Raw genomic sequence first — 11,844 nt, 5'->3', positions numbered from 1 at the left:
ATGCGAGTGGCCCGGCAGAGCCGGTTCCACCGCATCCCCGAACAGGCATTTCGCGCTGGACATGACTTTGACAATGCAGGAGCACTTCATGAGCAACTGGACCGACGTGGCCGCCGAGGCCGATCTGTTCGAAGGCGCGGGCATCCCGGTGGCGCCGGGCGGGCGCGACATCGCGCTGTTCTCGGTGGAGGGCGAGGTGTTCGCCACCGACAACCTCTGCACCCACGGCAACGCCAAGCTGTGCGACGGCTTCGTGGAGGGGCACGAGATCGAGTGCCCGTTCCACCAGGGCCGTTTCGACCTGCGCACGGGCGACGCCACGCTGCCGCCCTGCACCCAGCCGATCAAGGTCTGGCCAGCGAAGGTCGAGGGCGGACGCGTCTACTTGAATCTCGGCGCCTGACCCTCAGGCGGTGCGCCGCGCCAGCAGCATCGCGTCGCCGTAGCTGAAGAAGCGGTAGCCCTGCGCCACGGCGTGGCGGTAGAGCGCCATCACATGGTCGTAGCCCGCGAAGGCGCTGACCAGCATCATCAGCGTGCTCTTGGGCAGGTGGAAGTTGGTCACCAGCACATCGACCACGAGGAACTCGAAACCCGGCGTGATGAAGATGTTGGTGTCGCCCTGCAGCTCGCCGGTCTTCGCCCAGCTCTCCAGCGTGCGCACCGTGGTCGTTCCCACGGCGACCACGCGGCCGCCGCGCGCGCGGCAGTCTTCGATCGCCTGAACGGTGGCGGGCGGGATGGCGTAGCGCTCGTGGTGCATCACGTGCTCTTCGATGCGCTCGGTCTTCATGGGCGCGAAGGTGCCGGCGCCCACGTGCAGCGTCACGTTGGCGCGCCGCACGCCGCGCGCCTCCAGGGCGGACAACACGCCCTCGTCGAAGTGCAGCGCAGCGGTGGGCGCGGCGACGGCGCCGGGCACGCGCGCGAACACGGTCTGGTAGCGGCGTTCGTCGTCGGCTTCGTCGGCGTGGGTGATGTAGGGCGGCAGCGGCACATGGCCGTGGCGCGCCATCAGCGTGTACGGGTCTTCGCCCGCCGGGCCTTCGAGCCGCAGGCGGAACAGCTGGCCGTGTTCGTCGGGCCAGCGGCCGATGAACACCGCGTCGAAGCCGCCGCCTTTCAAACCGCCCGCCAGGTGCAGCCGCCCGCCGGGCAAGGGCTTCTTGCTCACGCGCAGGTGGCCGACGACCTCGTTGGGCGAGCCGTCCAGTGCCTCGTGCGGCAGCAGCACGCGCTCGATCAGCAACTCCAGCTTGCCGCCGCTGGCCTTCTCGCCGAACAGCCGAGCCTTGACCACCTGGGTGTCGTTGAACACCAGCAGGTCGCCCGGCTGCAGCAGGCCGGGCAGCTCGCGGAAGATGCGGTCCACCGGCAGTTCGCCGGTGCCGTCGAGCAGGCGCGAGGCGCTGCGTTCGGCGGCCGGGTGCTGGGCAATCAGGTGTTCGGGGAGGGAGAAATCGAAGTCGGCGACGGTGAAGTGGCGGGCCGAAGAGGACGAAGAAGAAGTCATGCTGCTTGAGGGCCGGACAGGGCCCGTTCCAAGTGGGGATATGGATGGAAGTACAGGCAGAATTGTCCCATGCCCGACGCCCCGTCCACCGTACCGCGCAAGGAACTCTCTGCTCCGCAGAAAGCCATGCACAAGCTCGGCCTGGTGCGCGACATCGACCTGGCGCTGCACCTGCCGCTGCGCTACGAGGACGAGACCCGCATCGTCGCCCTGCACGACGCGCGCGACGGCGAGGTGGTGCAGGTCGAGGGCACCGTCACGAAGCAGGACATCCAGTACCGGCCGCGCCGCCAGCTGCTGGTCACTCTGGACGACGGGTCCGACACCTGCACCCTGCGCTTCTTCAGCTTCTATCCCTCGCACCAGAAGACGCTGGCGGTCGGCGCACGGGTGCGCGTGCGGGGCGAGGTGCGCGGCGGCTTCATGGGCAAGACCATGATGCACCCGGCCTTTCACGTGGCCGGCGGCGAACTGCCCGAGGCGCTGACCCCCGTCTACCCCACCAGCGCCCAGCTCCCGCAGGTCTACCTGCGCAAGGCCGTGGTGTCGGGCCTCAAGCGCGCCGACCTCAGCGAGACCCTGCCGCAGCCGGTGCTGACCTCGCTGCAGGAGACGCTGCGGGGCCTGCGCGCGCCGCTGATGTCGCTGCGCCAGGCGCTGGAATACCTGCACCACCCGGGGCCGGACGTGTCGCTCGGGGCGCTGGAAGACCGCAGCCACCCGGCCTGGCAGCGGCTCAAGGCCGAAGAGTTGCTGGCCCAGCAGCTCTCGCAGCTGCAGGCCAAGCGTGAGCGCGACGCCTTGCGCGCGCCGGGTCTGTCGGCCAAGGTGGGTGGTCTGCACGAGCAGTTGCTGACCGTGCTGCCGTTCGCGCTGACGGCCGCGCAGCGCCGCGTCGGCGAAGAGATCGCGCGCGACCTGCAGCGCCAGGTGCCCATGCACCGGCTGCTGCAGGGCGACGTGGGCTCGGGCAAGACCGTGGTGGCCGCGCTGGCCGCCGCCATCGCCATCGACAGCGGCTGGCAGTGCGCGCTGATGGCGCCGACCGAGATCCTGGCCGAGCAGCATTTCGCCAAGCTCATCGGCTGGCTGAAACCGCTGCTCGAACCGCTGGGCAAGCGCGTGGCCTGGCTCACCGGCAGCCAGAAGAAAAAGCAGCGCACGGAGATGCTGGCGCTCATCGCCAGCGGCGAGGCCGCGCTGGTGGTCGGCACGCACGCGGTGATCCAGGACCAGGTGCAGTTCAAAAACCTGGCCCTGGCCATCATCGACGAGCAGCACCGCTTCGGCGTGGCGCAGCGGCTGGCGCTGCGGTCCAAGATGGGTGGCCCTGAACTGGGCGCGGGGGAGCCCCACCTGTTGATGATGAGCGCTACTCCGATCCCCCGAACGCTGGCGATGAGTTACTACGCCGACCTCGACGTTTCGACCATCGACGAGCTGCCGCCGGGCCGCACGCCCATCGTGACCAAGGTGGTGTCCGACAGCCGCCGCTACGAGGTGATCGAGCGCATCCGCGCACAGGTGGCCGAGGGCCGGCAGGTCTACTGGGTCTGCCCGCTGATCGAAGAGAGCGAAGCCATCGACCTGTCGAACGCCACCGAGACGCACGCCGAACTCTCCCAGCTGCTGCCGGGTGTGCTCGTCGGGCTCTTGCACTCGCGCATGCCGGTGGCCGAGAAGAAGGCGGTGATGGGCCTGTTCAGCGGTGGCCACATGGGGGTGCTGGTCTCGACCACGGTGATCGAGGTGGGCGTGGACGTGCCCAACGCCTCGCTGATGGTGATCGAACACGCCGAGCGCTTCGGGCTGTCGCAGCTGCACCAGCTGCGCGGGCGGGTGGGTCGCGGCGCGGCGGCCTCGGCCTGCGTGCTGCTCTACACACCCAACGAAGGCGGGCGCCTGGGCGAGACTGCGCGCGAACGGCTCAGGGCCATGGCCGAGACCAACGACGGCTTCGAGATCGCGCGCCGCGACCTGGAGATCCGCGGCCCCGGCGAGTTCCTCGGCGCCCGCCAGTCGGGCGCGCCGCTGCTGCGTTTTGCCGACCTGGCCACCGACACCCATCTGCTCGAATGGGCCCGCGAGGCGGCGGCGCAGATGCTCGTCAGGTTCCCCGAAGCCGCCGAGCGGCATGTGGGCCGCTGGCTCGGCACCAAGGCCGAGTATCTAAAGGCCTGACGCCGCCGGGCGGGGCGTGCGGCCCACGAACATGGACAGCACGAGCAGTCCGGCCGCGGCCCCGAACGTGACCTGCACACCGTGCAGCAGGGTCGCAGGCGATGCGGCGGCGGGCTCCGTGGTGACCCAGGCAAACACCCAGCCCATGACCGAGGCCCCGGCCATCAGGCCCAGGTTGCGCGCCAGGTTCAGCAGGCCGGAAACCTCGCCCCGGCGCGCCGCGGGCAGCCGGGTCAGGGTGGCCGTGTTGTTGGCGGCCTGGAACAGCTGGTAGCCCGGGGTCAGGACCGAGATGGCGAGCAGGTAGCCCGCCAGACCCCACGGACCGGGCAGCACCGCCAGCCCCAGCGCGCCGGCCAGCATGACCAGCAGGCCGATGCGCAGCGTGTGCGCCGCGCCCCAGCGGTCCACCAGTTTCCCGGCCACGAAGCCGAACACCATGGACATCATCGGTCCGGCCGACATCGCGGCCCCAACCCAGACTGTCTCCAGCCCCAGGCCACCGGACAGGAAGAACGGGCCGATCACCAGTGTGGCCATCATGACCGTGGCCACCAGCGCGTTCATGACCAGGCTGGCACCCAGCGCGGTCCCTTGCCAGAGCGCCGCGCCCCCCGCCGGCGTGCCGCTTCGGGACGCAGACACCGGGGCGGGCGCCGGCAGGTGCCGGTGGACCAGCCAGAGGGTCAGCAGGCTCAGGGGCAGCGTGGACAGGAACATGGCGCGCCAGCCCAGCCAGGCGATCAGCAGGCCGCCGACCGACGGCCCGAGCGCGGTGCCCACCGCCGACATGCTGGCCAGCCAGCCCATGGCGCTGCCGGTGCGCTCCTTGCCTACGGTCTCGCCCGTCATGGCCATGGCGAGCGTCATCATCGTCGCGGCCCCCAGGCCCTGGAGGGCACGGGCCGCCACCAGGGCTTCCAGGTTCGGCGCGCGGGCACACAGGACCGAGGCCAGGGTGAACAGTAGCAGACCCGCCATGAGCAGGCGGCGCCGGCCCAGGCGGTCGCCCAGCCGCCCGGCCACGACGACCAGCGCCGTCATGGCCAGCAGGTAGGACAGCACCACCCACTGCACCTGCTGGAACGATGCGCCGAACGCCTGCGTCAGGCTGGGCAGGCTCACATTGGCCATGCTGGTGCCCAGCGACGACAGCAGCACCGAGAGCGAAAGACCGGCCAGGGCGCCTGTGGGGCCGGGCCGGTGGGAAAGAAATTGGGACATGGTGGCGTTTCCTCAAAAGTCCTGCACAGCAGGCGTGAGGGCACTGTATTTTTTTGCATGACATGGCGGAAGACGCATGGGTTGCATTGATATGTTGCGTCTGACGCCATGTATGACGGGTTTGCGCTATGGTGCGGCCATGCCCACGCCCGATCTCAACCTGCTGTTCACGCTGGATGTCCTGCTGCAGGAAGGCAGCGTGGCGGGGGCGGCCCGCCGGCTGCGCCTGAGCGCCTCGGCCATGAGCCGGGCGCTGGCGCGGTTGCGGGCCACCACGGGAGATCCGCTGCTGGTCCGGGCCGGGCGCAGCCTGGTGCCCACGCCCCGTGCCCTGGCGTTGCGGGAGCAGGTCCGCCAACTGGTGCAGGACAGCGTGGAGGTGCTGCAACCCGCGGAGGTACTCGACCTTCAGCAGTTGCATCGGACCTTCACCCTGCGCAACCGCGAGGGCTTTGTCGAGAACTTCGGCGCTGCGCTGGTCGAGCGTGTGGCGGCGCAGGCGCCGGGCGTGCGCCTGTGCTTCGAGCAAAAGACCGATCGGGACAGCGCGGCCTTGCGGGAAGGTCTGGCCGATCTGGAAACTGCGGTGGTGGGGCCGGCGCTGGCGCCGGAGTTGCGGGCCCAGGCGCTGTTCAGCGACCGGTTTGTCTCGGTGGTGCGCCAGGGGCATCCGCTGGCCGGCCGGCTTCACGAGCCGCAGTCCTACGTCGCCGGCCGTCACATCGGCGTGGCCCATCGCACGGGCGGGCAGGAGGGTGTGGACCTGGCGCTGGAGCGTCTGGGGCTGCGGCGCCAGGTCGACCTGAGCGTGGGCAGCTTTTCCGCGGCACTGGCGCTGGCGCGTGCCACCGACTACATCGCCAACGTGCCCGAGCGCCACACCCACAGCCTGCGCGAGGGCATGCACAGCGCAGCCTTGCCGGTGCAGGTGCCGGCGTTCTCCGTGTCCCTGATCTGGCACCCGCGGTACAGCGCCGACCCGGCGCACCGATGGCTGAGGCACTGCGTGCGCGAGGTGGTGCTGGACCGCCTGGCGGACATGCCGGTGCTGGACGGGGGGCTCCCGGGCCTGTCCGGGTTGGACGACATGCCCATGGGCGCAGGCGGCGCGGCGTCCGAGAGCAAAATACAGCCATGACCCTGACGGAACTGAAATACATCGTGGCCGTGGCGCGCGAAAAGCACTTCGGCAAGGCCGCCGAGGCCTGTTTCGTGTCGCAGCCTACGCTGTCCGTGGCGATCAAGAAGCTAGAAGAAGAGCTGGAGCTCAAGATCTTCGAGCGCAACGCCAGCGAGATCGCCGTCACGCCGCTGGGCGAGCAGATCGTGCGCCAGGCGCAGACCGTGCTGGAGCAGGCCGCCGCGATCAAGGAGATCGCCAAGCGCGGCAAGGACCCGCTGGCCGGGCCGCTCAAGCTGGGCGTGATCTACACCATCGGCCCCTACCTGCTGCCCAACCTGGTGCGCCAGGTCATCGAGCGCACGCCGCAGATGCCGCTGATGCTGCAGGAGAACTTCACCGTCAAGCTGCTGGAGCAGCTGCGCCTGGGCGAGATCGACTGCGCCATCCTGGCCGAGCCGTTCCCGGACACCAACCTCGCCATCGCGCCGCTGTACGACGAGCCCTTCATGGCCGCCGTGCCGGCCAGCCACCCGCTGGCCAAGCGCAAGGCCATCACCACCGACGAGATCAAGAACGAGACCATGCTGCTGCTGGGCACGGGGCACTGCTTCCGCGACCACGTGCTGGAGGTCTGCCCCGAGTTCGCGCGCTTCTCCAGCGACACCGAGGGCATCCGCAAGAGCTTCGAGGGCTCGTCGCTGGAGACCATCAAGCACATGGTGGCCGCGGGCATGGGCGTGACCCTCGTGCCGCGCCTGTCGGTGCCGCGCTCGGCGCTCGACGGTTCGGCCGACAACTCGCAGGACCTGGGCGACGCCTCCTTCGTGCATTACCTGCCGTTCGACGGCGACCCGCCCACGCGGCGCGTGGTGCTGGCCTGGCGGCGCAGCTTCACCCGCTACGAAGCCATCGCCGAACTGCGCAACGCCGTGTATGCCTGCGAACTGCCGGGTGTGAAGAGACTGTCATGAGCTCCGCTGCATTGCCCGAACCGCGCCCGTCCAAGCTGGCGCTCTACCTCGACCTGATCCGCTGGAACCGGCCCGCCGGCTGGCTGCTGCTGCTCTGGCCTTCGCTCTCGGCGCTGTGGATTGCTGCGCAGGGCTTTCCGGGCTGGCACCTGCTGGTGGTGTTCGTGCTGGGCACCATCCTGATGCGCAGCGCCGGCTGCTGCGTCAACGACGTGGCCGACCGCGAGTTCGACAAACACGTCAAGCGCACCGCGCAGCGGCCCGTGACCAGCGGGCGCGTGGGCGTGAAGGAGGCGCTGGCGGTGGGTGGCGTGCTGGCCTTCGTGGCCTTCCTGCTGGTGCTGACCACCAACACCGCGACCATCGCCTGGTCGGTGCTCGGTCTGGTGCTGTCGCTGATCTATCCGTACGCCAAGCGCCACGTCTCCATGCCGCAGGCGGTGCTGGGTGTGGCCTTCAGCTTCGGCATCCCGATGGCGTTCGCCGCCGTGACCGAGGTCGTGCCCTGGCAGGCCTGGGCGCTGATGGCGGGCAACCTGTTCTGGGTGCTGGCTTACGACACCGAATACGCCATGGTGGACCGCGACGACGACCTGAAGATCGGCATGAAGACCTCGGCCATCACGCTCGGCGACGCCGACGTGCCGGCTGTGACGGCGTTCTATCTGGTGTTCCTGAGCGTCTGGACGGCCGTGCTCTGGGAGCAGGTGAACCCCGTGGTCTGGGGCGCCATGCTGGTGGTGGCGCTGGCCCAGGTGGCCTGGCACTGGCGGCTCATCAAGGACCGCACGCGCGACGGCTGCTTCAAGGCCTTCCGTCTGAACCACTGGCTAGGGTTCACGGTGTTTGTGGGGGTTGTGCTCGGGTTGGTTTGAGCGGCTAGCGTTTTAGTCGGGGCGCTGCTTTAGCCTGCACAAGCGGCGCGCTCTGCTCCGCGGCTGTCCTCCGGCCGGCTGCGCCTTCCTCCCCCTTTATGCCGCTGCGCAGAGCGCACCGCTTGTGCGAGTGAGGCGGGACTGTTTGGGGGCGGCTTTGTGACGGCTTGCGGCCAGAAGCGGACCTTTAATTTGGAGGTGGCCGGCCCGCAGCGACAAACTAGGGCTCATGCGGCGAAGCGCAACTTCCCGACCAATGAGGAAACTCACCGTTCTGTCTCCCAGAAGGAACGGCTCGCCTCTCGTTGAAGCTCGTTCGCCCGGAGTACAACGCATACGAGAACAACCAAAACACCGACCAGCGCTGTGGTCAGTGCCAAGATGATGCGAAGAGAGAACAGCAGTTCAGGGGCCGCTGGGAGGAACGACGGCGGCAAGAGAGATGGCAGGTTGTAGGCGCCTGCCACCGAGAGAAGTGTGAGTCCGGCGATCCGCCGAGCCCATTTAGTGGGTAGGAGATCTGCGAACCAAGCGTCAGTGGACATGAGCTGAGATTTGTTTAACCCGCAATTCGGCGGGGAGCACTTTTCGCAGTCTTTAAACAAAGTCGCATGACACCTCCTAAATTTCTTTGAAATCAGTCCTATAGCGCACTCAGCTGGATACACGGACAGGTACAGCCGAATCGACAAACCTGACTGGCCATGTTTGCGATCTGCGAAGCAGAGCGCACTGCGTCCGTGAGCCGAGCGACGACTACTTGCCGAACTCCGCGCCCAGTTCGGCGGCGCGAATCTGCGCGGCGACCAGAGCCTTTTCAAACAGCGCCTTCATGTCCGACGCATCCATCGAGGTGATGGCGGCGTAGGTCGTGCCGCCCTTGGACGTGACGCGCTCGCGCAGGGTCTGCAGCGGATCGTTTGAGCGCTGGGCGAGGGTGGCGGCGCCGATGAAGGTGCCGATGGCCAGTTGCTGCGCCACCTCGGGCGCCAGGCCCATGCGGGCGCCCGCGTCGCGCATGGCTTCGAGAAAATAGAACACGTAGGCGGGGCCGGAGCCCGAGAGCGCGGTCACGGCGTCCAGGTCGGCTTCCACATTCACCCATACCAGCTCGCCCGTGGTGCGCACCACGCGCTCGACCAGCGCCTTGTCGTCGGCGCTCACGGCGGCGCGCGCCATCAGGCCGGTCATGCCCAGGCCGACCAGGGCCGGGGTGTTGGGCATGGCGCGCACGATGCGCTCGGTGCCGAGCCAGGTGGCGATGCTCTCGCTGGTGATGCCGGCGGCCACGCTCAGGTGCAGCGCGCCGTCCACATGGTCGCGGGCGGCCGCGGCGGCGTCCTTGAAGGTCTGCGGCTTGACCGCCCAGACCACCAGGTCGGACGGTTTCAGCTCGGCGCTGGCGGCGGGCAGCACGGTCATGCCGGGGAACTGCTGCGTCAGCTTCGCGCGCTGCTCGTCCCAGGGCTCGACCACCTGCAGGGCGCTGGTCGGGTGGCCCTGGCGGACCAGGCCGCCGATGATGGCGCTGGCCATGTTGCCGCCGCCGATGAAGGTGATGAGGGGGTGGGTGGAGGTGTTCATGCCGCCATTGTCCCCGAGGCGTTGAGCGCTCAGGGCGCGGTGGTCTGCCGCACCGCGTGTTCCCATTCGGCCATCTTTTCCGCCGCCCGCTCGCGCGAGAGCGTGGGGTGGAACACGCGCTCGGCGCGCCACTGTTTCGACAGTTCGTCCAGCCCGGCGTACACACCGCACTGCAGACCCGCGAGGTAGGCGGCGCCCAGGGCGGTGGTCTCGATCACGGCCGGCCGCACCACGGGAATGCCCAGCAGGTCGGCCTGGATCTGCATCAGCAGGTCGTTGACGCAGGCGCCGCCGTCCACGCGCAGCTCGGCCACCGGCACGCCGCCACTGGCCACGGCATCGCGGCTCATGGCGTCGAGCAGGGCGGCGCTCTGGAAGGCGATGCTCTCCAGCGCGGCGCGCGCGATGTGGGCGATGGTGCTGCCGCGCGTGAGGCCGACGATGGCGCCGCGGCTCTCGGGTTGCCAGTAGGGCGCGCCCAGGCCGGTGAAGGCTGGCACCATGATCACGCCGCCGGCGTCGGGCACGCTCTCGGCCAGCGCCTGCACCTCGCTGCTGGACGGGATGGCGCGCAGCCCGTCGCGCAGCCACTGCACCACGGCGCCACCGATGAACACGCTGCCCTCGAAGGCGTATTGGGGCGGACCGGGCGGCTGTGCGGCGGCGGTGGTGATCAGGCCGTTCTGGCTGGTCTGGAAGCGCTCGCCGTTGTGCATCAGCATGAAGCAGCCGGTGCCGTAGGTGTTCTTGGCCATGCCGGCGGAGAAGCAGGCCTGGCCGAACAGCGCGCTCTGCTGGTCGCCGGCCACGCCGCCGATCACCAGCGGGCCGCCCAGCCACTCGGGCCGCACCTCGCCGAAGTGGGCGCTGGAGGGCAGGGCGGTGGGCATCATGGCCGCGGGGATGGTCATGGCCGCCAGCAGTTCCTCGTCCCAGCGCTGGGTGTGCACGTTGAACAGCATGGTGCGCGCGGCGTTGCTGTGGTCGGTCACGTGGGCCGCGCCGCCGGTGAGCTGCCAGATCAGCCAGCTGTCGACGGTGCCGAAGGCCAGCTCGCCGGCCTCGGCCTGCGCGCGCGCGCCGGGCACGTGGTCCAGGATCCACTGCAGCTTGGTGCCCGAGAAATAGGCGTCGATGCGCAGGCCGGTTTTCTGCAGCACGGGCTCGGACAGGCCACGTTCGCGCAGCGCGGCGCAGGTGGATTCGGCGCGGCGGTCCTGCCAGACGATGGCGTTGTAGACCGGCTCGCCCGTCTTGCGGTTCCACACCACCGTGGTCTCGCGCTGGTTGGTGATGCCGACGGCGCGGATGTCGGCGGCCTTCAGGCCGGCCTTGGCCAGGGCTTCGCGCGCCGTCTCCAGCTGCGTGGTCCAGAGGTCGCGCGGGTCGTGTTCGACCCAGCCCGGCTGCGGGTAGATCTGGCGGAACTCGCGCTGCGCCATCGCGACCACATGGCCGGCCTGGTCGAACACGATGCTGCGCGAACTGGAGGTGCCCTGGTCCAGGGCCAGCAGGTAAGTCATGGGGTGTCTCGTCTCTGATTCTTCGAAGGTGTCAGCTGGCCTCGCGACCCGCGACGACGCATTCCACGTCGCCCTGGGTCAGCAGGGTGTCGAAAGGCGGTGGCGGCGGTTCGTCGGTGAACAGCACGTCCACCTCGTCCAGCCGCGCCAGTTCCACCATCGCCGGGCGGTTGAACTTGCTGTGGTCGGCCGCCAGCCAGACCTCGCGCGACTGGCCAATGATGGTGCGCGCGACCTTGACTTCGCGGTAGTCGAAGTCGCGCAGCGTGCCGTCGGCCTCGATGCCGCTGATGCCGATCAGGCCGATGTCGACCTTGAACTGGCGCATGAAGTCCACCGTGGCCTCGCCGACGATGCCCTGGTCGGCGCCGCGCACCTGTCCGCCGGCCACGATCACCTCGCAGCTGGGGTTGGCGCTGAGCAGGGCGGCCACGTGCAGGTTGTTGGTGATGACACGCAGGCCGCGGTGCTGCATCAGCTCGCGCGCCACGGCCTCGATGGTGGTGCCGATGTTCAGGATCAGCGAGCAGCCGTTGGGCACGCGCTGGGCGATGGACCGGGCGATGCGGGTCTTGGCCTCGGACTCCATGGCCTGGCGCTGCCGGTAGGCGATGTTTTCGGTGGTCGAGCCGGGCAGGCGCACGCCGCCATGAAAGCGCGAGAGCAGGCCGGCTTCGGCCAGGCGCTGCACGTCGCGGCGCACGGTCTGCAGGGTGACGCCAAAGCGCTCGGCCAGGGCTTCGATGGTCTGCGGGCCGTGGGTGCGCACCACGTCCAGCAGGTGGGTGTGTCGGGGGGCCAGGTTCATGGACATCGTGCGGTCGGGGATCGGGGTGCTCCGAACATAACG

General features: G+C 69.2%; 10 protein-coding genes. 5 read left to right on the top strand and 5 right to left on the bottom strand.

The genetic code is table 11. The features are described 5' to 3' along the window. Positions 1–88 precede the first annotated feature (88 nt). The gene (locus HPS01S_RS14125; RefSeq protein WP_066157727.1) at positions 89–403 is read left to right on the top strand and encodes a non-heme iron oxygenase ferredoxin subunit; all 315 of its coding nucleotides are present in this window, start codon (positions 89–91) and stop codon (positions 401–403) included. A gap of 3 nt (positions 404–406) precedes the next feature. On the opposite strand, the gene queA is transcribed toward HPS01S_RS14125, so the two are convergent. Then, the gene (queA, locus tag HPS01S_RS14120) at positions 407–1,513 is read right to left on the bottom strand and encodes a tRNA preQ1(34) S-adenosylmethionine ribosyltransferase-isomerase QueA (RefSeq protein ID WP_066157274.1); all 1,107 of its coding nucleotides are present in this window, start codon (positions 1,511–1,513) and stop codon (positions 407–409) included. 69 nt (positions 1,514–1,582) lie between these two features. Between queA and recG the strand changes: the two genes are divergently transcribed. After that, positions 1,583–3,694 carry an ATP-dependent DNA helicase RecG gene (gene recG, locus HPS01S_RS14115; RefSeq protein ID WP_066157271.1) on the top strand — a complete coding sequence of 704 codons (2,112 nt, stop codon included), beginning with the start codon at positions 1,583–1,585 and terminating at the stop codon, positions 3,692–3,694. Here recG and HPS01S_RS14110 read toward each other — a convergent pair. Continuing rightward, positions 3,683–4,918, bottom strand: a complete 1,236-nt coding sequence (locus tag HPS01S_RS14110) for an MFS transporter (RefSeq protein WP_066157268.1) — start codon at positions 4,916–4,918, stop codon at positions 3,683–3,685. The genes recG and HPS01S_RS14110 overlap by 12 nt on opposite strands. Positions 4,919–5,057: 139 nt before the next feature. Here HPS01S_RS14110 and HPS01S_RS14105 point away from each other — a divergent pair, with 139 nt between their 5' ends. Genes HPS01S_RS14105 through ubiA form a run of 3 tightly spaced genes read left to right on the top strand, consistent with a single transcriptional unit; the run spans position 5,058 to position 7,887 of the window. Next, the gene (locus HPS01S_RS14105) at positions 5,058–6,056 is read left to right on the top strand and encodes a LysR family transcriptional regulator (RefSeq protein ID WP_084397400.1); all 999 of its coding nucleotides are present in this window, start codon (positions 5,058–5,060) and stop codon (positions 6,054–6,056) included. Beyond that, positions 6,053–7,012, top strand: a complete 960-nt coding sequence (locus HPS01S_RS14100; protein ID WP_066157265.1) for a hydrogen peroxide-inducible genes activator — start codon at positions 6,053–6,055, stop codon at positions 7,010–7,012. Before HPS01S_RS14105 ends, HPS01S_RS14100 begins: the two co-directional genes overlap by 4 nt. Next, positions 7,009–7,887, top strand: a complete 879-nt coding sequence (ubiA, locus tag HPS01S_RS14095) for a 4-hydroxybenzoate octaprenyltransferase (protein ID WP_066157262.1) — start codon at positions 7,009–7,011, stop codon at positions 7,885–7,887. Before HPS01S_RS14100 ends, ubiA begins: the two co-directional genes overlap by 4 nt. A gap of 756 nt (positions 7,888–8,643) precedes the next feature. On the opposite strand, the gene proC is transcribed toward ubiA, so the two are convergent. Genes proC through HPS01S_RS14080 form a run of 3 tightly spaced genes read right to left on the bottom strand, consistent with a single transcriptional unit; the run spans position 8,644 to position 11,802 of the window. Then, positions 8,644–9,471 (bottom strand): pyrroline-5-carboxylate reductase, encoded by an 828-nt coding sequence (proC, locus tag HPS01S_RS14090; protein WP_066157260.1) that lies wholly within the window; start codon positions 9,469–9,471, stop codon positions 8,644–8,646. A 29-nt stretch (positions 9,472–9,500) separates the two neighbouring features. After that, complete coding sequence (gene glpK, locus HPS01S_RS14085; protein ID WP_066157257.1) at positions 9,501–10,994, bottom strand: glycerol kinase GlpK; 1,494 nt, start codon at positions 10,992–10,994, stop codon at positions 9,501–9,503. Positions 10,995–11,025: 31 nt separating this feature from the next. After that, positions 11,026–11,802, bottom strand: a complete 777-nt coding sequence (locus HPS01S_RS14080) for a DeoR/GlpR family DNA-binding transcription regulator (protein ID WP_066157256.1) — start codon at positions 11,800–11,802, stop codon at positions 11,026–11,028. Between the last annotated feature and the right edge of the window lie 42 nt (positions 11,803–11,844).

The sequence above is a fragment of the Hydrogenophaga pseudoflava NBRC 102511 genome, from assembly GCF_001592285.1.
In the GTDB taxonomy this organism is placed as follows: Bacteria; Pseudomonadota; Gammaproteobacteria; order Burkholderiales; family Burkholderiaceae_C; genus Hydrogenophaga; species Hydrogenophaga pseudoflava.
Note: the sequence above shows the minus strand (reverse complement) of the source record. Positions and strands in the feature narration are given on the sequence as shown.

What these genes read in the sequence shown, in the direction of transcription:
- glpK (WP_066157257.1), bottom strand. Translation starts at nt 10,994, where the DNA reads ATGACTTACCTGCTGGCCCTGGACCAGGGCACCTCCAGTTCGCGCAGC.
- HPS01S_RS14080 (WP_066157256.1), bottom strand. Translation starts at nt 11,802, where the DNA reads ATGAACCTGGCCCCCCGACACACCCACCTGCTGGACGTGGTGCGCACC.
- HPS01S_RS14125 (WP_066157727.1), top strand. Translation starts at nt 89, where the DNA reads ATGAGCAACTGGACCGACGTGGCCGCCGAGGCCGATCTGTTCGAAGGC.
- queA (WP_066157274.1), bottom strand. Translation starts at nt 1,513, where the DNA reads ATGACTTCTTCTTCGTCCTCTTCGGCCCGCCACTTCACCGTCGCCGAC.
- HPS01S_RS14105 (WP_084397400.1), top strand. Translation starts at nt 5,058, where the DNA reads ATGCCCACGCCCGATCTCAACCTGCTGTTCACGCTGGATGTCCTGCTG.
- proC (WP_066157260.1), bottom strand. Translation starts at nt 9,471, where the DNA reads ATGAACACCTCCACCCACCCCCTCATCACCTTCATCGGCGGCGGCAAC.
- HPS01S_RS14100 (WP_066157265.1), top strand. Translation starts at nt 6,053, where the DNA reads ATGACCCTGACGGAACTGAAATACATCGTGGCCGTGGCGCGCGAAAAG.
- ubiA (WP_066157262.1), top strand. Translation starts at nt 7,009, where the DNA reads ATGAGCTCCGCTGCATTGCCCGAACCGCGCCCGTCCAAGCTGGCGCTC.
- recG (WP_066157271.1), top strand. Translation starts at nt 1,583, where the DNA reads ATGCCCGACGCCCCGTCCACCGTACCGCGCAAGGAACTCTCTGCTCCG.
- HPS01S_RS14110 (WP_066157268.1), bottom strand. Translation starts at nt 4,918, where the DNA reads ATGTCCCAATTTCTTTCCCACCGGCCCGGCCCCACAGGCGCCCTGGCC.